This window comes from Dehalococcoidales bacterium, assembly GCA_028717385.1.
In the GTDB taxonomy this organism is placed as follows: domain Bacteria; phylum Chloroflexota; class Dehalococcoidia; order Dehalococcoidales; family CSSed11-197; genus CSSed11-197.
Map to the genome: position 1 here is coordinate 17,120 of JAQUNW010000004.1, position 18,607 is coordinate 35,726.

At 45.8% G+C, this 18,607-nt stretch carries 22 protein-coding genes; 12 read left to right on the plus strand and 10 right to left on the minus strand.

Annotated features, from left to right (window positions below; translation table 11 throughout):
• Position 1: 1 nt before the first annotated feature.
• From rplD to rpsL, 6 genes are all read right to left on the minus strand, one after another.
• Positions 2 to 652: a 50S ribosomal protein L4 gene (rplD, locus tag PHX29_02035; GenBank protein MDD5604684.1), complete on the minus strand. Its 651-nt coding sequence runs from the start codon at positions 650 to 652 to the stop codon at positions 2 to 4.
• 1 nt (position 653) lies between these two features.
• On the minus strand, positions 654 to 1,277 hold the full coding sequence (rplC, locus tag PHX29_02040) for a 50S ribosomal protein L3 (GenBank protein ID MDD5604685.1): 624 nt from the start codon (positions 1,275 to 1,277) through the stop codon (positions 654 to 656).
• 10 nt (positions 1,278 to 1,287) lie between these two features.
• Entirely contained in the window at positions 1,288 to 1,596 is a 309-nt protein-coding gene (gene rpsJ, locus PHX29_02045; protein MDD5604686.1) for a 30S ribosomal protein S10, read from the minus strand.
• An 18-nt stretch (positions 1,597 to 1,614) separates the two neighbouring features.
• On the minus strand, positions 1,615 to 3,675 hold the full coding sequence (fusA, locus tag PHX29_02050) for an elongation factor G (GenBank protein ID MDD5604687.1): 2,061 nt from the start codon (positions 3,673 to 3,675) through the stop codon (positions 1,615 to 1,617).
• Between the two features lie 90 nt (positions 3,676 to 3,765).
• On the minus strand, positions 3,766 to 4,236 hold the full coding sequence (rpsG, locus tag PHX29_02055) for a 30S ribosomal protein S7 (GenBank protein ID MDD5604688.1): 471 nt from the start codon (positions 4,234 to 4,236) through the stop codon (positions 3,766 to 3,768).
• A 15-nt stretch (positions 4,237 to 4,251) separates the two neighbouring features.
• Positions 4,252 to 4,677, minus strand: coding sequence for a 30S ribosomal protein S12 (gene rpsL, locus PHX29_02060; GenBank protein ID MDD5604689.1), 426 nt, complete (start codon positions 4,675 to 4,677; stop codon positions 4,252 to 4,254).
• Between the two features lie 469 nt (positions 4,678 to 5,146).
• Between rpsL and aroF the strand changes: the two genes are divergently transcribed.
• From aroF to PHX29_02100, 8 genes are read left to right on the plus strand one after another with little or no spacing between them, the layout of a single operon-like run.
• Positions 5,147 to 6,223 carry a 3-deoxy-7-phosphoheptulonate synthase gene (gene aroF, locus PHX29_02065; GenBank protein ID MDD5604690.1) on the plus strand — a complete coding sequence of 359 codons (1,077 nt, stop codon included), beginning with the start codon at positions 5,147 to 5,149 and terminating at the stop codon, positions 6,221 to 6,223.
• Complete coding sequence (gene aroB / locus PHX29_02070; protein ID MDD5604691.1) at positions 6,211 to 7,296, plus strand: 3-dehydroquinate synthase; 1,086 nt, start codon at positions 6,211 to 6,213, stop codon at positions 7,294 to 7,296. Before aroF ends, aroB begins: the two co-directional genes overlap by 13 nt.
• Positions 7,289 to 7,948 (plus strand): type I 3-dehydroquinate dehydratase, encoded by a 660-nt coding sequence (gene aroD, locus PHX29_02075; GenBank protein ID MDD5604692.1) that lies wholly within the window; start codon positions 7,289 to 7,291, stop codon positions 7,946 to 7,948. The genes aroB and aroD overlap by 8 nt, the downstream gene beginning before the upstream one ends.
• A complete protein-coding gene (locus PHX29_02080; protein MDD5604693.1) occupies positions 7,945 to 9,375 on the plus strand; it encodes a shikimate dehydrogenase in 1,431 nt (476 codons plus the stop codon). The genes aroD and PHX29_02080 overlap by 4 nt, the downstream gene beginning before the upstream one ends.
• On the plus strand, positions 9,353 to 10,612 hold the full coding sequence (gene aroA, locus PHX29_02085) for a 3-phosphoshikimate 1-carboxyvinyltransferase (protein MDD5604694.1): 1,260 nt from the start codon (positions 9,353 to 9,355) through the stop codon (positions 10,610 to 10,612). The genes PHX29_02080 and aroA overlap by 23 nt, the downstream gene beginning before the upstream one ends.
• On the plus strand, positions 10,605 to 11,690 hold the full coding sequence (aroC, locus tag PHX29_02090; protein MDD5604695.1) for a chorismate synthase: 1,086 nt from the start codon (positions 10,605 to 10,607) through the stop codon (positions 11,688 to 11,690). Before aroA ends, aroC begins: the two co-directional genes overlap by 8 nt.
• Positions 11,687 to 12,763, plus strand: coding sequence for a prephenate dehydratase (gene pheA / locus PHX29_02095; protein MDD5604696.1), 1,077 nt, complete (start codon positions 11,687 to 11,689; stop codon positions 12,761 to 12,763). Before aroC ends, pheA begins: the two co-directional genes overlap by 4 nt.
• 10 nt (positions 12,764 to 12,773) lie before the next feature.
• A complete protein-coding gene (locus PHX29_02100; protein ID MDD5604697.1) occupies positions 12,774 to 13,640 on the plus strand; it encodes a prephenate dehydrogenase in 867 nt (288 codons plus the stop codon).
• An 87-nt stretch (positions 13,641 to 13,727) separates the two neighbouring features.
• On the opposite strand, the gene PHX29_02105 is transcribed toward PHX29_02100, so the two are convergent.
• Together PHX29_02105 and PHX29_02110 are read right to left on the minus strand one after the other, a co-directional pair.
• Positions 13,728 to 14,018, minus strand: a complete 291-nt coding sequence (locus tag PHX29_02105) for a zinc-ribbon domain containing protein (GenBank protein ID MDD5604698.1) — start codon at positions 14,016 to 14,018, stop codon at positions 13,728 to 13,730.
• Between the two features lie 152 nt (positions 14,019 to 14,170).
• Positions 14,171 to 14,893 (minus strand): pseudouridine synthase, encoded by a 723-nt coding sequence (locus tag PHX29_02110; GenBank protein ID MDD5604699.1) that lies wholly within the window; start codon positions 14,891 to 14,893, stop codon positions 14,171 to 14,173.
• A gap of 230 nt (positions 14,894 to 15,123) precedes the next feature.
• On the opposite strand from PHX29_02110, the gene PHX29_02115 reads away from it, so the two are divergent.
• Positions 15,124 to 15,993: a VIT1/CCC1 family protein gene (locus PHX29_02115; GenBank protein ID MDD5604700.1), complete on the plus strand. Its 870-nt coding sequence runs from the start codon at positions 15,124 to 15,126 to the stop codon at positions 15,991 to 15,993.
• Positions 15,994 to 16,043: 50 nt separating this feature from the next.
• Here the strand turns inward: PHX29_02115 and PHX29_02120 are convergent, their stop codons facing one another.
• Both PHX29_02120 and PHX29_02125 read right to left on the minus strand, forming a co-directional pair.
• On the minus strand, positions 16,044 to 16,379 hold the full coding sequence (locus PHX29_02120) for a carboxymuconolactone decarboxylase family protein (GenBank protein ID MDD5604701.1): 336 nt from the start codon (positions 16,377 to 16,379) through the stop codon (positions 16,044 to 16,046).
• 23 nt (positions 16,380 to 16,402) lie between these two features.
• Positions 16,403 to 16,825, minus strand: a complete 423-nt coding sequence (locus PHX29_02125; GenBank protein MDD5604702.1) for a glycine cleavage system protein H — start codon at positions 16,823 to 16,825, stop codon at positions 16,403 to 16,405.
• A 92-nt stretch (positions 16,826 to 16,917) separates the two neighbouring features.
• Here PHX29_02125 and PHX29_02130 point away from each other — a divergent pair, with 92 nt between their 5' ends.
• The 3 genes from PHX29_02130 (at position 16,918) to PHX29_02140 (ending at position 18,603) form a co-directional block, all read left to right on the plus strand.
• Positions 16,918 to 17,241: a hypothetical protein gene (locus PHX29_02130; GenBank protein ID MDD5604703.1), complete on the plus strand. Its 324-nt coding sequence runs from the start codon at positions 16,918 to 16,920 to the stop codon at positions 17,239 to 17,241.
• A gap of 63 nt (positions 17,242 to 17,304) precedes the next feature.
• Positions 17,305 to 18,141 carry an NAD(+)/NADH kinase gene (locus PHX29_02135; protein ID MDD5604704.1) on the plus strand — a complete coding sequence of 279 codons (837 nt, stop codon included), beginning with the start codon at positions 17,305 to 17,307 and terminating at the stop codon, positions 18,139 to 18,141.
• A complete protein-coding gene (locus PHX29_02140) occupies positions 18,142 to 18,603 on the plus strand; it encodes an N-acetyltransferase (GenBank protein MDD5604705.1) in 462 nt (153 codons plus the stop codon).
• The last annotated feature ends 4 nt before the right edge of the window (positions 18,604 to 18,607 follow it).

The following is an 18,607-nucleotide window of genomic DNA, read 5'->3' on the forward strand; positions in this document are numbered from 1 at the left end:
TTTATTCTTTCGCCTCTCCATTTGCGCTTGCTGCTCCCCAAATTGCTTCAACCTGCCGCAACGCTGATTCTGTAATAAGAAGTTTTCGATACTTCATAATATCTACAATATTAAGTTGACGCGCCTGAATTGTCTTTATATTCGGTATGTTTCGAGCAGATTTGATTATGTTGGTATCAGGTTGTTCGAGCGCTACAAGTGTTGTCTCCCCGATACCCAAAGCTTTCATCACCTCGGCCATTTCCCGTGTTTTGGGCGCTTCGAATTTGAGCTCATCCAACACCATGATTTGATTATCACTGGCTTTGGATGATAAAACACATCGGATTGCCAACTGTCGCATTGCCTTGGGCATCGCCTGCCGGTAATCCCTGGGTTTCGGACCGAAGGTAATTCCTCCGCCTCGTCGCAATGGCGACTTGATTGAGCCAGCCCGGGCATTACCAGTATGTTTCTGCCTAAATAGTTTACGAGTACTCCCGGCTACTTCGCCCCTGGTTTTAGTTGAGGCTGTTCCCTGCCTGGAGTTAGCCTGTTGTCGTACCAGAGCTTGGTGAACGACCGCTTCGTTAAACATAATCCCAAAGACCTTATCATCAAGCTCAATATTGCCCTTGATTTTTCCTTCCATATTATAAAGTGGTAGTTGCACCTTAATTACTCCTGTTTGCCTTCTTGACCACAACCACGCCTTTAGTCATGCCTGGCACAGCACCCTTTATCATAAGAATATTGCGCTCGACGTCGGCTTTGATTACCTCGAGATTGCGCACTGTAACCTGCTCAACCCCCATGTGGCCGGCCATTTTCTTTCCTTTTAATACACGACCAGGTGTAGTACCTGAACCAATTGAACCAGGAGCCCGGAAACGATCGGATTGACCGTGGGTTTTAGGCCCGCCACCAAAACCGTGGCGACGAACTACTCCTGCAAATCCCCGACCTTTAGAAATGCCGGTGACGTTTACTTTATCTCCGGGAGAAAACATACTTACGTCTACTGTATCCCCTCTGTTTATCCCCTCGGTGGTATCCAGACGGAATTCACGCAAGCAGGCTGGTTTTTCCATATCCCGGGAGTGCCCCTGGACTGCTTTGGTGACACGTTTTGCCCGACCAAAACCCAATTGCACAGCCTGATATCCATCCTGTTGTTCATTCTTTATCTGAATCACCTTGCAAGGCCCAGCCTCGATCAGGGTTACAGCTTCGGCTTTACCATTTTCTTTATAGACCTGGGTCATTCCCAGCTTTCGTCCTATAATACCTGTTAACATCATCTAACCTTTAAATCTTAATATCTATGCTAACCCCTGCCGGCAGATTAAGCTCAGTCAGGGAATCAACTGTTTTTGAAGTTGTTTCCATAATGTCTATAAGACGTTTGTGTGTCCGTATCTCGAAGTGCTCCTGAGAGTCTTTGTCGATGAACGGCGAACGCATAACTGTGTACCGGTTAATGCGCGTCGGCAAGGGAATCGGCCCTACAACCGTTGCTCCTGTGCGTTCAAGAGCGCCAACGATCTGCTGGGCAGCCTGGTCCAAAACCTTGTGGTCAAAAGCCTTGAGTTTGATTCTAATTTTTTGTTTCGCCATATCCTATCCTGATTTTGCCTACTTTAGCTGAGCCAGCACTGACTCAGGTACTTCCTGGTATTCGTAAAATTCAAGGGCGTAGGTAGCACGTCCCTGCGTAATAGATCTTAAAACCGTGGCATATCCAAAGGTTTCAGCCAGGGGAATCAAGCCTTTCACTGTCACTACATCACCTCCGGTATCAATCCCCTGAATTTGGCCACGACGTGAATTAATATCGCCTATGATATCGCCCAGAAACGACTCCGGACTAGTAACTTCGATTTTCATAATAGGTTCAAGAACCACCGTGCCAGCTCGAGAAAGAGCTTCTTTGAAAGCCAGAGATCCGGCCATCTTGTAGGCCATTTCAGAGGAGTCAACATCGTGATAGCTTCCATCGTATACAGTAGCTTTAAAATCTACCACCGGATAGCCTTTCAATCCGCCAGTAACGGAGGCTTCTTTTATACCGTTGCCAGCGGCAACAACAAAGGTCCTCGGAACAGCGCCACCTTTAATTTTATCTTCGAATATATAGCCTGCGTTGCGTTCCAAGGGCTCAAAATCAACCAGCACATGACCGTATTGTCCATGCCCACCCGATTGGCGAACAAATTTCCCTTCGGCTTTTACGCTTCTTCTAAATGCCTCTTTAAACGCCACACGAGGGTTGCCTACCTGTGCACTGACTTTATATTCGCTCATCATCCGGCTAACGATAACATCCAGATGAAGTTCTCCCATTCCGGAAATCACCGTTTGCCCGGTATCATTATTATAGGCAACACGAAAGGTTGGATCCTCTTCAGCCAGCTTTTGTAAAGCTTGCCCCATTTTATCTTGATCAGCGCGAGTTTTAGGTTCGATGGCCACCGAAATAACCGGCTCCGGAAATTTGATGGATTCAAGCAATATTGGTTCATTCATAGTACAAAGAGTATCACCGGTAAAGGTGTTTTTAAGACCCATGGTTGCAATTATTGCTCCGGTATCAGCCTCTTCCAACTCTTCGTAGCGATTCGCATTCATGAGCACCAGGCGGCCTATTCTCTCGCGACTTTGTTTGGTGGCATTATAAACCTGGGACCCCTCCTTGAGCTTACCAGAATAAACCCGGAGGTATACCAGCCTGCCAATAAAAGGATCAGCAACTACTTTAAATGCCAAAGCGGAAAAAGGCGCATCATCGTCTACGTGTCTTATTACTTCTTCGCCAGAATTAGTATCGATAGCGGTTACCGGCGGCATATCAAGGGGCGAGGGAAGATAAGCCTCAACAGCATCCAATAACAATGTTACGCCTTTATGTTTAAGGGCACTGCCACAAAGTACCGGTATGATTTTGTTAGAAAGCGTACCACGCCGTATGGCGGTTTTAATTTGATCTGTTGTAATTTCCTGCCCTTCAATAAAGGCGTTCATAATTTCATCGTCGGTTTCAGCCAAAGTTTCGATAAGAAGCTGCCGATATTTTTCTACTCGCTCTTTTTCAGCAGCCGGTACTTCACATGGGGTAATCTTCCCTTCTTTTTGCCCATCCATCGCAAGTGCACGATTTTCAACCAGGTCCATCACTCCCAAAAAAGTATCTTCTTTACCTAAAGGACACTGGACAGCGAGAGGCTTGGCATTTAACCGTTCACGAATCATTTTAATGCAACGTTCAAAGTTTGCCCCGGTCCTATCCATTTTATTGATAAAACAAATCCGGGGAACTCCATATTTATCAGCCTGTCTCCAAACCGTCTCAGATTGCGCCTCAACCCCAGCTACGGCATCAAAAACCACAACACCCCCGTCAAGAACACGCAAACTGCGTTCGACTTCAGCTGTAAAATCCACGTGACCGGGAGTATCAATAATATTTATACGATAATCATTCCAGTAACAGGTAGTAGCTGCCGATACAATAGTGATGCCCCTCTGTTTTTCAAGGTCCATCCAATCCATGACAGTAGTACCATCATCGACCTGGCCGATTTTATAGGTACGACCGGTATGGAACAATATACGCTCGGTAACTGTTGTTTTACCGGCATCTATGTGGGCAATAATCCCAATATTACGTATTTTCTCTAGTGGATAACTTCTGGGCATTTTATTTCTCGGGTGTTGCTTTCTTTCAATTCTAATTTAGCAAATCATTGACCGTACTTGGTCGATATGGTGCAGGATTCGTTTGCGCACCTACCAGCGGTAATGTGCGAAAGCTCTGTTAGCCTCCGCCATCTTGTGAGTTTCCTCCCGCTTTTTAATTGCCGCCCCCTGGTTTTTATAAGCGTCCATAAGTTCTGCAGCTAACTTTTCTGCCATCGAGTGTCCGTTGCGTGACCGGCTTGCTTTTAGTACCCAGCGTATCGCCAGAGATGTATTCCTTCCCTGCCGCACTTCAACCGGCACCTGATAAGTGGCACCGCCAACCCGCCTTGGCCTTACTTCTACAAGAGGAGTAACATTATTAAAGGCTGTCTCAAGCACAGAAAGTGGCTCTTTGCCTTCTTTTTCTTCGATAACATCCATTGCGCCATAAACGATTTTTTCAGCGACGCTCTTTTTACCACCATACATTATCTTATTAATAAGTAGGCTTATCAAAAGACTGCCGTATTTGGAGTCTGGTAATAATTCCCGTTTTTTTATTTGAGCTCTTCTTGGCATTTATCTTCTCCTGCTCTACGCAGCCTTCTTGGGTCGTTTGGCGCCGTATTTACTGCGCCCTTGTTTTCTATTATTAACACCGCTGGCGTCCAGTGCACCGCGTACAATATGGTACCGCACACCAGGTAGATCCGGTACACGGCCACCCCTGATTAATACAACAGAGTGTTCCTGCAGGTTGTGCCCTTCTCCTGGGATATACGCAGTAACTTCGATTCCGTTTGACAACCTTACCCTGGCAATTTTACGTAAAGCCGAGTTAGGCTTCTTAGGAGTGGTGGTTTTTACCTGCACGCAAACACCACGCTTTTGGGGCGAGCCCTTGCGACCTTTATTAGTTCGGTTTGTTAACGCATTAAACGTAAACCGCAGCGCTGGCGTCTTGGTCTTATCAGAGACCTTTTCGCGTCCTTTTCTGACTAATTGATTTACCGTGGGCAAATTTTCCCCCTTAATTACAAGGCATTCTGAAAATTCCAAAGGATGAGTCCAGCTCATCCTTTGCACTATAAAGGACTAACTTACCGTTAGCCCTTTGCTCGAACCGCCTTAGTGATAAGCAACAGCCTATAAGAGTAGCACAGTCAATTTAGCACTGTCAAGCTTAAAGAGCTTTGAAAAGCACCGCTAAAAACCGGAAAATCATAGCATAAACGGTATTGTATTGACAAGGCGGATAGCCGGTGTTAAAATGCTTCCACAATAGCGCAAAGGTATTATAGATCACAAATATAATGCATACAAAAACTACTGTAAAATTGTTTTGGGCATATTATTACCACCCTTCCCTTGGAGGGTCTGGCTTGTAGTCTCTGGTATCTATTGTCGCTAAAACAGCTTAACCCTCCTACATGGAGGGTTTTTTTATATAATTCAGCTGGTTAATCGGGAGGAGTAAACCATGATAATAATGAAAAAAGGAGCTACGGCTGAGGAAATTGCCGGAGTAGTCAATGACCTTAAAAGTCACGGCCTGAGTGCGGACGTTTCCAGGGGAGAAATTCGTACCGTAATCGGGATCATTGGTGATGAAAGTCGAATTTCTGCCGCGCACCTGGAAACCTTGCCCGGGGTAAAAGAGGTTCGGCTGATAGAAACACCTTACAAGTTGATAAACCGGGAATATTCGACTCTGTTCGATGGCAAGACTGAAAGCCGCGTAGTTAAAGTCGGCGCAGTAAAAATCGGTAATTCTGAACCGGTATTCATAGCCGGCCCCTGCGCGATTGAAAGTAAAGTTCAATTGATGCGAATTGCGGCGGAAGTGAAGGCTGCCGGTGCTGATATCCTGCGAGGAGGGGTATTCAAGCCACGCACTTCGGTTCACTCCTTTCAGGGGCTTGGATCCAGCGATGAGGGTGCAGAACAGGCCTTGGGGTGGCTTCGAGAAGCTGGAGACAAGTATGACATACCGGTCATCACCGAAGTGAGGGGTGAATCCCACGTAAATATCGTTGCTAAATATGCCGATATACTGCAAATTGGCTCTCGCAATATGTATAACCAAGATTTGCTGATAAAGGTTGCGAAAACTGGCAAGCCGGTATTACTCAAGCGTCATTTTGGAGCCAGTATTGAAGAGTTCCTTTCTTTTGCAGAATATATCGCCGCTTCAGGCAACAAGGATATAATCTTGTGCGAGCGCGGTATCGTGCCAGTTGGAAGAGGGAAAAGCTACACTCGTTACGTTCTCGATTTACAGGCAGTGCCAGTTATCCAGAAGGAAACCTATCTACCAATAATTGTTGATCCATCTCATGCCGCCGGCAGGAAAGACCTGATCACAACCATGAGCATGTCTGCTATTGCTGCAGGGGCATCGGGACTGGAAATTGAAGTGCACTATAATGCCAAGGAAGCTCGTTGTGACAATCAACAAATGATCACTGCCGGAGAACTGGGATTCCTTATTCAATCATGCAGAAAACTCAACCAAACTATCAGGGAGTATAAAGAAATCGAAGCTGGTAAACAATGCATGAGTTAAACCTTATATTTCCGGGGTTAAATACCTGCCGCATACTGGTTGGCAACGGAATCCTGAGAAACTGCGCTACATATGTAGGTGAGTCTGCAGCCTCGCAATCAGCGATTATCATAACCGATTCCAACGTCGGCCACGTCTACGCAGAGTCTTTACTGAGAAGGCTTGAAGAAGCTGGGATAATTGCCAACATCATTACTATCCCGGCAGGGGAAAATAATAAAAACCTTAAAACCGTTACCGAAATATACGGGCAACTAGCCAGACTGTATGCCGACCGGGGCACAACTATCATTGGCTTGGGTGGAGGTGTTGTTGGTGATACGGCAGGTTTCGTAGCGTCCACCTACTTGCGAGGACTGCCCCTGGTTCATATTCCCACGTCTCTTCTTGCCCAGGTTGACTCCAGCATTGGAGGAAAAACAGGCGTTAACTTCGAGGGATTAAAAAACCAGGTGGGGACTTTTTACCACGCTGCCCTGGTGATAAGCGATACGGTAACACTCTCAACCTTGCCTCCAAACGAGTTCACAAACGGTGTAGCTGAGATTATCAAAAGTGCGGTGATCGCGGATAGTGAACTCTTTACCCTTCTGGAAGCAAGCATCGACAGGCTGCACCCGGGTAAGGCAGATCTTTTAGATGAGGCAGTTTTTCGCACTGTCAAAATAAAAGGGCAATCAGTATCAGGGGACGAGAAGGATACCTCGCTTCGCCAGTTGCTTAATTTCGGCCACACAATAGGCCACGGTATTGAAACCGCCAGTGGATTATCAGTCCGGCATGGCGAGGCGATAGCTGCTGGCATGATAGCAGCCGCAAGGATTTCCCGAAAGATGAATCTGCTCAGCAGTAACGACTTTCTTCGAATCAGAAGTCTGATATCACGAGCTGGGTTACCATTAAAAATCGGAGGGATTGATCCGGAAGACGTAATCCAGGCAATAAAACACGATAAAAAAATTAAAAATGGTAAAATGAACTTTGTATTGATAACAGAGCCCGGCAACAGCTTGCTAAGCCGGGAGGTAACCCTGGAAATGATAAAAATGTCAATTTTGGAAGAAGATGCATAAACCAAAGATATGTGTTGTGATAACCTCGGATGATACTGTTGCTATAGAGTATTCATCACAGTATGCTGACCTGTTCGAAATGCGTCTTGACATGATTGGTAACGACTGGTCCTCGATTCTTCGTTTCATACACAAGCCGTGGATAGCCACCTGTCGCCTGAAATCCGAAGGCGGCACCTGGGATGCAAGTGAGGCGAGGCGCAAAGAAGAGATTCTGAAAGCTTTAAGCAGTGGGGCTTCTTTGGTCGATCTTGAACTCGATACCCCCAACCTTGAAAGGCTGGCCCCCATTGTCAAAAAGAGGGGGCAACTTATCCTCTCTTATCATAACTACAACGAAACTCCTTCACTGGAAAAAATTGAAGCTATTGTTGAACGCGAATTCAATGCTGGAGCCGATATTGCCAAAATCGCCACCATGGCAGATTCCCCCAGCGACGCCTTGAGAGTACTCCAGATTATAGAAAAGTTCCCGGATAAAGAAGTAATAGCGATCACTATGGGGGAAAAGGGGGCTCTCTCACGGATCCTGGCGCCACTAATCGGCAGCCCTTTCACTTATGCGGCTACCATCACGGGGCAGGAATCTGCCGCTGGCCAATTTTCCGCCTTCGAACTCAATAAAATATATTCCATGTTGGGATTATCATGAAGCCAGGAGTTAAAATATGCGCCCTTCTTGGAGACCCAATCGAGCAAAGCTTGTCTCCAGATATGCATAATGCCGCATTCAGGGATAAGGGGCTCAACTATATATATATCGCTTCCAGGGTTAAGCCCTCATCGCTTGCAGAAGCCATTGAAGGAAGCCGGGCACTTGGTATTCACGGATTAAATATAACTATTCCACATAAAGTCAGCGTCATGGCATTACTGGACGAAATTGATGAAGCAAGTGAGCAAATTGGAGCAGTTAACACTGTTGTCAATACTAATGGAGTATTAAAGGGATACAATACGGATGCTGCTGGATTCACAAAAGCACTGGCAGGCAAAAACGTCGACGCTTACGGAAAACAGGCAGTAGTATTGGGAGCCGGAGGAGCTTCCATGGCAGTTTCGTACGCCTTGGTTAAAGCAGGCGCCAGTGTCACAATCATGAACCGCTTGGCGCATCTTGATGGAGCTTCTCGACTGGCAAACAAACTGGGCAGTATCAGCCATAACCCTGTTCAGGCGATGTCATTAAGTCCCCAGAACCTGGAAAAATGTCTTGAAACTGCTGAAATTCTGATAAACGCTACCAGCGTAGGTATGCATCCGGGTAAAAATCGTACCCTGGTACCGGAACATTTACTTAGACCGGAGATGATTGTTTTTGACCTCATCTACAATCCTCTTCAGACAAAGCTGTTGGCTGATGCCGCTCGCGCAGGGGCGCAAACAATCAACGGCCTTGAAATGTTGGTATGGCAGGGGGCTCTCGCATTTGAACTATGGACAGGTCTTGCCCCTCCAGTTGGAATAATGCGTGCGGAAGCGTTGAAAGCATTAGAGGGAGATAATCCAGTGAGTAAAAAACATCAAAAATCCATGCGCAATAAATCAAAAAACAGCGTTGTATTGATAGGCTTCATGGGTTCTGGAAAGACTACCGTTGCCAGAATTCTTGCCGGGAAAACCGGCAAGCGCCTGATCGAATTGGACCGCCTGATCGAAATCAACGCCGGCATCAGCATCCCTGAAATCTTTTCCATCAGAGGAGAAACGGAGTTTCGAGAGCTGGAAATAGCAGCCATCAAAGAAGTTTCTGGAGTTAACAACCAGGTAATTTCGTGCGGAGGAGGAGTTATCCTCAACAAAATAAACATAGATCGGCTCAAAGAAAATGGGGTAGTGGTATACCTTGAAGTAAATCCGGATGAGATAATGTCGAGAATGCAAAGCCAGTCAGTAGAAAAACCGGTACTAAAGAATCCAGGTGATCTCGATGAAGTAAGGGAATTGCTATCCTTTCGTGAACCTTTTTACAGGGCTTATGCCGATATTATTATAAATACTACATCTCTCTCTGCAGAAGAAACCGCCCAACAAATCATTGCAAGGTTAGCCAACCATGAACTGCACGATAGAACCTAGCCAAATGAGAGGAAGGGCAACTGCCCCTTCGTCAAAAAGCTATACTATCAGAGCGCTAATCGCTGCAGCACTTGGTTGCGGTACAAGCCAATTATACAATCCTCTATATTCGGATGATACCCTGGCTGCAATCGACGTGCTAACAAACCTGGGCGTGGTTATTACACATAAAAATGGACTATTGATTGTCAGAGGCGGGTCGCCGGTTCCTTCTCAAAAACCTTTAAACTGCCGTGATTCAGCTGCTACTTTGCGTTTTATGGCCGCGATATGTGCTGCCCTCCCCGGAATTTCCATCCTTGAAGCGAGGCCAGGCCTTGCCCGAAGACCGATTACTCCACTGCTCGAAATATTAAAAACAATGGGAGCAGATTATGTTTACGAGAGTAACCGAATTGTTGTTTTCGGCGGAGATTTACGGGGAGGATTATATACAATTAAGGGAGATTTGAGTTCACAATTTATCTCAGCATTATTACTGATTGCCCCACTTGTCAGAGAAGACGTAGCCTATCAACTCGATACAATGCCCCGTTCACGCCCATATATCGAAATGACAATTGAAACTATGCATAACTTCGGTGTTCAAGTTAATACTACAACTGATTTTACCCTCTTCAAGACATCCCCCCAGGCTTACCACCCTGCCGGCATATGCATAGAGAGTGACTGGTCGAGTGCAAGCTACCTCCTGGCAATTGGAGCCATTATTGGCGAAATCACGGTTGAAGGTTTGAATCTGCTGAGTATCCAGGGAGATAAAATCCTGATCCAAATTTTACAGAAAATGGGAGCGGCTATTTTGCCCGATTCCAACTCTGTTACAGTTCGTCCGGCTCGACTCCATGCAATCAAGTTTGATATGAGCCATTGTATTGACCTGCTTCCCACGGTGGCCATCGCCGCGGCAACCGCAGATGGCACCAGTTATCTAAGCGGTATAGCAAGAGCGCGGCTGAAGGAATCTAATCGTGTGCGGGCTATTTGTGAGGGGCTCATCCAAATGGGTATACAGGTTGAAGAACGACCAGACATGCTCATCATACACGGTGGCGAGCCTCGTGGGGCAACTATTAACAGCTTTGATGATCACCGCATTGCGATGGCATTTGCTGTACTTGGTTTAAAAACCGGAAACACCACAATCACCGGAGCTGAATGCGTATCTAAAACATTTCCTTCTTTCTGGGATACAATACAATCGCTGGGAGGAAAGATAAGGATCGAGAATGGGTAACACACTGGGAAAACTATTTTCTGTCACCAACTTTGGAGAAAGTCATGGTCGCCTTATCGGAGCGGTGGTTGATGGATGTCCTCCGGGGCTTTTTCTAAATGTAAGTGATATACAAACTGAACTTGACAGGCGTAAATCCGGCTCATTCGGAACCACTAGCAGACAAGAACAAGACCGGGTTGAAATACTTTCGGGAGTATACGAAGAACATACCACCGGCGCTCCCATCGCAATGGTAGTCTGGAATCAGGATTTTGATTCAAACCAATATGGTAAAAGACTAACCATCCCCCGGCCTGGGCATGCGGACTATGCTTCATTTATCAAGTATGGAGGCTTTGCGGACCATCGTGGTGGAGGCAGGTTCTCTGGCAGAATTACAGCTGGATTTGTGATGGCGGGAGCTATTGCTAAAAAACTGCTCGTCCAATCAGGCATAGAAGTAATCGCTCATACCATCGAACTGGGAGGGAAAAAAGCAAAAGCCGCCTCTCTGGAAGAGATACGCGCCGCTCGTGATAACGAACTATGCTGCGCCGATGTCAGTGCAGTGTTGGATATGCGTGACACTATCCGACAGGCAAGGGAAGAAAATGACAGTATTGGCGGGATTATCGAAGTTGTAGCGCTGGGAGTGCCACCAGGATTGGGAGAACCCGTATTTGACAATCTGGATGGTGATTTGGCCAAAGCCCTGTTTGCTATACCGGCAGTCAAGGCTATTGAATTCGGTTGCGGATTTGACACTGCTCGGCTGAAAGGCTCCCAGAATAACGATCCCTTTTTAACAGACAGCAAAAGAATCACCTGTGCCAGTAACAATGCAGGCGGAATTTCCGGAGGTATGAGCAACGGTATGCCCATAGTCATCAAAGTCGCAATAAAGCCCACACCTTCCATCGGTATCCCCCAAGACTCTGTTGATCTGGATTCCCTCAAAGCGGTCAAGCTGACAACAAAAGGAAGACACGATACCTGCATAGTGCCCAGAGCAGTAGTCGTCGCTGAATCTATGGTCGCGATAACCATTGCCGATTTTGCCAGGCGAGCCAATATAATCCGGGGAGTAACAAAATGAACCTGGATGAGTTACGCAATCACATAGATTCGATCGACCTGCAAATTATTAAGCTCCTGGGTGCCAGGTTAAACCTGAGCAGCCAAATTGGGGTAGTTAAAAACAGTCAGGGGCTCGATATAGAAGATCGGGGAAGGGAAAATCAGATCATCACGAAGATAAAACAGCTGGCAGAAAAGGAAGGACTTAACGCCACAGATGCTGCCAATATTTATGACATTATTTTCAAAGCTTCCAAAAGCGCCCAGGGGTTGGCTGTAGCTTTTCAAGGGGAATTCGGAGCTTTTAGCGAAATAGCTGCAATAAAAATCTTCGGTACTACAACACGGGTTGTACCTTTGGAGTCACTGGAGGATGTATTTAGAACAGTACAAAGAGGAGATGCCCCCTATGGCGTAATCCCGGTAGAAAACTCACTCGAAGGAAGCATTGATACTGCTTATAATCTACTTTTAGACTCAACTTTAACCGTATCGGGTGAGCTTGAGTTAAAAATCAGCCATTGCCTGATCGCCAATCGCGGTGCCAGCCTTTCCAGTATTAATAAAATATACTCCCATCCCCAGGCGCTTGGGCAGTGTCAAGCTTTTATCAAGCATCTTGGATGCCAGCTGATACCGACATATGACACCGCCGGCAGTGTTAAACTTATCAAGAATGAGAAAATAACGGACGGTGCCGCAATTGCCAGTTCCCGTGCGGCTGAAATATACGATATGGAAATCCTGGCAAGCGATATCCAGGATAATTTAGAGAATTATACCCGCTTTTTTGTAATTTCAAAAAAAGCATCTGATCCGAATCCGTTAGATAAAACGTCGGTTATTTTTACTGTCAAGCACGAACCTGGTGCTTTATCCGGGATATTAAACGCTTTTGCCGTAGAGAATATCAACCTCACCAAACTAGAATCGAGGCCAACTCGTCGCAAACCATGGGAATACAAGTTTTATATGGATTTTGAAGGGAATTATCGCGATCCCGGTCCCGCGAGAGCTCTTAAAAGTGCAAATCAGTACGCCATATTTATAAAAATTTTGGGCTCCTATCCCAAGGTCAAAGAAAGGAGCTGAGGGAACAACTGTGAAGGTTTCAATTATCGGCGGCACTGGACGCATGGGAAGATGGCTGGCACGCTTCCTCAAGGAAGAAGGCGCTGATGTCACTATTATCGGGAGGGATCCGGTCTCTACACAACAAGCCGGGCTTGATATTGACTGTCAGGCTACTACAGATATAACCACCGTACAGGGATCCAGAGCTATCATCATTTCAGTAGCAATCGACGCTTTTGAAGAAGTAGTTAAAAAACTGGCACCGATTACTACCGATAATCAGTCAATCATCGATATTACTTCGATAAAAATAATGCCAGTCGAAATAATGAACCGTTACATCGTCAAAGGTACTGCTTTAGGAGCTCATCCCGTATTCGGCCCTGGGGCAAGAGGAGTGTCAGGCCAAAATTTTGTCCTTACCCCAACTAGTGTTCCACAGCAAGAGCTTGCTGAAAAAGTTAGAAAGTTTTTATGTCAACGCGGTGCACGTGTACGCATAATGAGCCCCGAAGAACACGATCGCTTGATGGCAGTTATCCTTGGACTGGCGCACTTCATCTCTATAGTATCTGCTAACACTTTGGTTGATTACGGCAAGCTGGAGGAAATGGCCGGTGTTCAGGGTGTTACATACCGGGCGCTTTTAACCCTTATCGAGAGTGTGCTATCTGAAGATCCCGAGCTTTATGCTTCGCTCCAGATGAACCTGCCACATATGAAAGACGCTCAGGGAATATTTATATCCAATGCAAAGCTCTGGTCTGAACTTGTTGAAAAAAAAGATCGCCAGTCTTTCGTTGAACGTATGAAGCAGCTAAGACAGCAGTTTGAGGAAAATAATCCACATTTTGGCCAGGCTTACGATAACATGTATCGACTGGGCAACCGTTAATCTTTACTAACAATTACCAAGCACGATAAAACAGGCCAACCATTCATAGGTTGGCCTGTTTGTCAGTTCGATTAATAGTGGTTTAGACTATCTGTCTTCCCTTGAGCGGCTAAAGCATGCACTGCAATACACAGGCTTGCCCTGGCGCGGCTCAAACGGGACCTCGGTTTCCTGGCCACACTGCGCACATACAACGCTGAACATCTGGCGACGATTTCCGCCTTCGCCACGCTCTACCTTGCGCTTCTGGCGGCAGGACTGACAGCGTTTGGGATCGTTGGTGTAACCTTTGGCTGCGTAAAATTCCTGTTCACCTACGGTAAAGGTAAAGGTTTCTCCGCAGTCGGCACACTGAAGTTCTCTTTCCTGAAATGCCACTGGACTCCCTCCTTCTTATAATAGTTGGTTAGAGCTAAGGTCATCCAGTTTGTATATCCGGGTTTTTAACTTCAGGGATCTTACCATTGTGATGAGCCTGCCTTAAACCACCGAAGTTTATTTTACACAAAGCCCGGCCAACTTGCAATTTTTTATAACTCTTGTAACCGGCGTACTTCTTCTTGTTCGAGCAGCCTGGTCTGGCCTAAACTCAAATCACCAAGATTTACACATGCTATCCTGATCCGCTTTAACTTAACCACTATATAGCCCAAACGCGCAAACATGCGTCTGACAATATGGTTTTTCCCTTCATGTATTATGACGCTATAAGTAAAATTATTACTGTCTTGCATTGCGACAACTTTCGCAGGCCTGGTACAGCCATCATTAAGTTCAACGCCCTTTCGTAACTGTGCAAGGTCAGGATCATCAAGGATCCGGTCAAGGTCTACCAGATATTCTTTTTCGTGTTCAAAGCGAGGGTGACTAAGGCGAAAAGCAGCATCGCCATCATTGGTAAGCAAAACCAGCCCGGTGCTATCTTTGTCCAGCCTGCCAACTGGAAACATTTTTATACTTCGCAGATAAGGTGGAATAAAATCCAGAACTGTCTTTCGCCCGCGATCATCACTAGTTGTTGACAACACACCAGCGGGCTTATTAAGCGCAAGATATACCTTTGGCTTCGCCTGAAGCCCTACTTCGACTCCATCAAATTGCACCCGATCTTGATTTATGTCAATAGTATGGCTAAAGGCAGAAGCTGTATCCCCGTTCACCTTTACCCGGCCTTCTTTAATAGCACTGGCCATTTTTCTGCGCGAGCCAAAACCCGCCGCAATCAATGCCTTCAACAGACTAATTTTTGTCACAGTAGTATTTTACCAAATAAATGCTTCTGCGATAATAAACAGCCGGAGCAGGTTAAAAACACTGCTCCGGCTATCTCGAAAGGAGGAACATGGATGCCGTCCCCGACAGGCTCATTCAGGAACGCCGTAATATATAACGAAATTCTTTGAAATTGGTTATTATTCATACTGATTGGCAATAATATCTTTCTATGTTACTATACTAAATCACTTCACTAGGAGTCTGAATAATGGATAGAGTTGTGTTCGACCGGATACTTGAAGCCCAGAAAAACGAAATCACCGAATACTACATTTACCAAAAATTATCCAATAAAATAAAGGATCCTCATAACAGCCATATTTTAGAACAAATCAGTCAAGATGAGTTGCGCCATCATAATATATGGAAGGCATATACACAGCAGGAAGTACAACCCAAACGATTTAAGATTTGGTTTTTTTATATAATTGCCCGAGTATTCGGCCTCAGTTTTTCTATTAAGCTTATGGAACAGGGGGAGGAAGCCGCTCAGGTAAATTACGATGACCTGGCTAAATCCATCCCGGACGCACAACAGATCAGCTCTGACGAAGATTTGCATGAAGCCCAGCTGATGGAAATGATCAATGAAGAACGCTTCCATTATGTCGGAGCCATTATAAGAGGATTAAATGAAGCGGTAGTTGAAACCCTCGCAATCCTGACTGGTTTGAGCCTGATTCTTGTCGAAACTACGGTAATTGCCATGACTGGCATAATTACTGGTGCTGCCATGTCGCTCTCACTGGGGGCAACCGAATACCTGGCCACCAAGGCTGAAGAAAGCCACCTCAAACCAGGTAAGTCTGCCCTCTACACCGGTTTTGCTACCGCTATCACGGTTACCCTGCTTATTTCTCCATATCTTTTTCTACCAAATACCTATGTTGCGATGGGGGCAATGATAGCCATCGCACTGGTAATCATCTTCTTTTTTAACTACTATATTGCCGTTGCTCGCAATATTTCGTTCTGGAAACGCTTTGCAGAGATGGTTATAATCGCAACCCTGATAGCATCTTTTACGTATTTAATAGGCTACCTTGCAAGCGAGGTTTGGCACATCTCCATTCATTGATCCCTTCAGGTTGGCAATAGGTGGTTTATACTAATCAAGATACAGACTGTCTATGCAAGATCATCCAGGGCTTTTTGAATCAGTTGAATCTGCATAAGGGCCGGACCGCCACCCATGAGAACGGCAACCCAGCTGGCTTCCAGAATTTCTTCCCTGGTAGCTCCGCTGTCGAGAGCGTTTTTAACATGAAGTGCAATGCACCAGTGGCACTTGCTGGCTATAGACAGGCAAACAGCAATCAATTCCTTGGTCTTTCTATCCAGTTTGCCCGGAGCCTCAATAGCTTCAAGCATCTGGCTGAAAGCACGCATCTGAGCAGGTGTCTGACTGCCCAGATCTTTCAGGGAAGAGTCGATCTGGAATAAGGCTTCTTTAGCACTTTCCATAATTACCCCCAAAATTAATTAGTTTAAAGCAGTTTCTGGTAATCTTCTTCTGAAAGTAAATTCGCGAGACCTTCGGGTTGATTAGTGCCAATCTCCAATAACCAGCCATCGGTCATCGGCAAACGGTTGATGAGCCCTGGGTCTGCCACCACATCTGCATTGATCTTTTTTACTATACCGGAAAACGGAGCAGGGAGTTCTATAGCTGCTTTGGAGGACTCCAAAACTGCCATGCTATCACCTGAAGAAATTGCGCTGCCGACCTTTGGGAGTTCAACCAAGCGTATCGCCGCCAAACGATCAAGGTAATCATAAGTCACGCCAATACGGAATAAACCCGTCTGAATTTGTTTAACCCAGAGATGGTCTGTTGTGTATTTTATCTCGTCGCTTACCATAAATTGTAATTTCGCCTCTTTCTTATAATACTTCAGGCATTTTATCATAATCGGTTCATTCTTATAATATGGTTTTAGCCTGAACTGCGTTTATGCTATGCTATTAATAATGGTTTATTAAAGTTCAAGGGGCTTTTTTAATGAAATTCGGCATAGGCGAAATTATTTTAATAATCGTTATTGCCTTTGTTGTTCTACTGGTAGTGCGCATAATTAAAATGGCGCAAATACCTGAAAAATCGCGACAATACCCCGAAGAGAATAACGAAGACGTCAGTCAGAAAGAATCGTCGCTTTCGCCACGTACGCGCATCATCCTGATAGGGATCCTGATTACAATTCTCGGAGTGGTGGTACTTTTTTCCAGTCTCAGTCTGATTAAATGGGTTTTCTGGGGGCCGATTGGCGCCATGATTGCTATGTTAGCTGGAATAGTAATTGTAATACTCGCCCGAAAGCGCTAGATTGACACGTGAGAATGCCAGTGATAGACTGCTTTTTCTGCATACTTTAAAAAAGGTGATTATTTGAATATTGTTGGCGTTGTATACCATCCAAAAAACCAGGCTGCTCCGTTTGTTGCTGAAAAAACCGTCGCTCTTCTAAAGGAGCTCGGAGTTGAAACCTGGATGGTTTCCGCCTGGGATTCGATTGAGTTACGCCGAAAAGCGTCGGAGGCTGAACTGATAATCACCGTAGGTGGAGATGGAACGATCCTTCGCACGGCTAATGCCATTATTCCGGGCACTACCTGTATAACTGGCATCAATCTGGGAAGGCTGGGTTTCCTGACTGAGGTCAGTGCAGAAGATACCGGAGAAGCAATCCCAGCGCTAGTCAGAGGTGAAGGCTGGATTGACGAAAGAGCATTATTACAGGCAGAATTGACTCTTCCTGGCGATGGTCCCGATGCACCCCGGCAACACTTCACAGCCTTAAATGACATTGTTGTAGCCAGGGGCGAAGTTACACGTATAATCCATATAGAAACCAGGATTAACGGCGACCTGCTAACCACGTATAGAGCCGATGGCGTTATCCTGGCAACAGCTACTGGCTCCACCGGATACGCCCTGGCGGCTGGAGGGCCAGTGATATATCCGAGCTCTCAGGATTATCTGCTTGTTCCAATCTTACCTCACCTCGGATTGGGCTACAACATGGTACTCCCCGCAGATAGTGAAGTTCAGCTCCAAATTTTAAATACTCATATGGCAACCTTGAATGTCGACGGTCATACTTCCTGTTCGCTGCCAGATGGCGCATCCATTACCATTCGTCATAGCCCACATACAATAAGATTCTTAAGAACACTGCCAAAAATTCCATTTTATAGTACTATTGAAAAGAGATTAAAAGTTTAAATGGATCTAATACAAAAAGCCACCATCAAAGATGCTGCCCCAATACACCGCTTGGTAAACAACTTTGCCGACAAGGGAAAAATGCTTCCACGCTCACTGTCGGAAATTTACGAAAATATTCGGGATTACTACGTAATACGCCAGGGTGACAACATAATCGCCTGTGGCGCCCTACATGTACTCTGGGAAGATTTGGCTGAAATAAAATCCCTCGCGGTAACCAGTGAGCACCAAAAACAAGGCTGGGGAGATAAAATTGTACGAAAATGCCTGGAAGAGGCGAGGTTTCTTAATATACCCAGGGTTTTCTGCCTCACCTACTCACCGGAGTTCTTTTCGAAATGCGGATTTAAGCTGATTGATAAATCAGAGCTTCCGCAAAAAATCTGGGGGGAATGCTTCAAGTGCCCCAAATTCCCGGATTGCGATGAATCGGCACTATTATTCACTTTCATGGAGTAGCTTC

Excerpts from the sequence above, each read along its gene's own strand:
- pheA (MDD5604696.1), top strand. The coding sequence starts at position 11,687 with ATGAACCTGGATGAGTTACGCAATCACATAGATTCGATCGACCTGCAA.
- rplC (MDD5604685.1), bottom strand. The coding sequence starts at position 1,277 with ATGTTAACAGGTATTATAGGACGAAAGCTGGGAATGACCCAGGTCTAT.
- PHX29_02130 (MDD5604703.1), top strand. The coding sequence starts at position 16,918 with ATGAAATTCGGCATAGGCGAAATTATTTTAATAATCGTTATTGCCTTT.
- fusA (MDD5604687.1), bottom strand. The coding sequence starts at position 3,675 with ATGCCCAGAAGTTATCCACTAGAGAAAATACGTAATATTGGGATTATT.
- PHX29_02125 (MDD5604702.1), bottom strand. The coding sequence starts at position 16,825 with ATGATAAAATGCCTGAAGTATTATAAGAAAGAGGCGAAATTACAATTT.
- aroA (MDD5604694.1), top strand. The coding sequence starts at position 9,353 with ATGAACTGCACGATAGAACCTAGCCAAATGAGAGGAAGGGCAACTGCC.
- PHX29_02115 (MDD5604700.1), top strand. The coding sequence starts at position 15,124 with ATGGATAGAGTTGTGTTCGACCGGATACTTGAAGCCCAGAAAAACGAA.
- PHX29_02080 (MDD5604693.1), top strand. The coding sequence starts at position 7,945 with ATGAAGCCAGGAGTTAAAATATGCGCCCTTCTTGGAGACCCAATCGAG.
- aroF (MDD5604690.1), top strand. The coding sequence starts at position 5,147 with ATGAAAAAAGGAGCTACGGCTGAGGAAATTGCCGGAGTAGTCAATGAC.
- rpsJ (MDD5604686.1), bottom strand. The coding sequence starts at position 1,596 with ATGGCGAAACAAAAAATTAGAATCAAACTCAAGGCTTTTGACCACAAG.
- aroD (MDD5604692.1), top strand. The coding sequence starts at position 7,289 with ATGCATAAACCAAAGATATGTGTTGTGATAACCTCGGATGATACTGTT.
- rpsG (MDD5604688.1), bottom strand. The coding sequence starts at position 4,236 with ATGCCAAGAAGAGCTCAAATAAAAAAACGGGAATTATTACCAGACTCC.
- aroB (MDD5604691.1), top strand. The coding sequence starts at position 6,211 with ATGCATGAGTTAAACCTTATATTTCCGGGGTTAAATACCTGCCGCATA.
- PHX29_02120 (MDD5604701.1), bottom strand. The coding sequence starts at position 16,379 with ATGGAAAGTGCTAAAGAAGCCTTATTCCAGATCGACTCTTCCCTGAAA.
- aroC (MDD5604695.1), top strand. The coding sequence starts at position 10,605 with ATGGGTAACACACTGGGAAAACTATTTTCTGTCACCAACTTTGGAGAA.
- PHX29_02140 (MDD5604705.1), top strand. The coding sequence starts at position 18,142 with ATGGATCTAATACAAAAAGCCACCATCAAAGATGCTGCCCCAATACAC.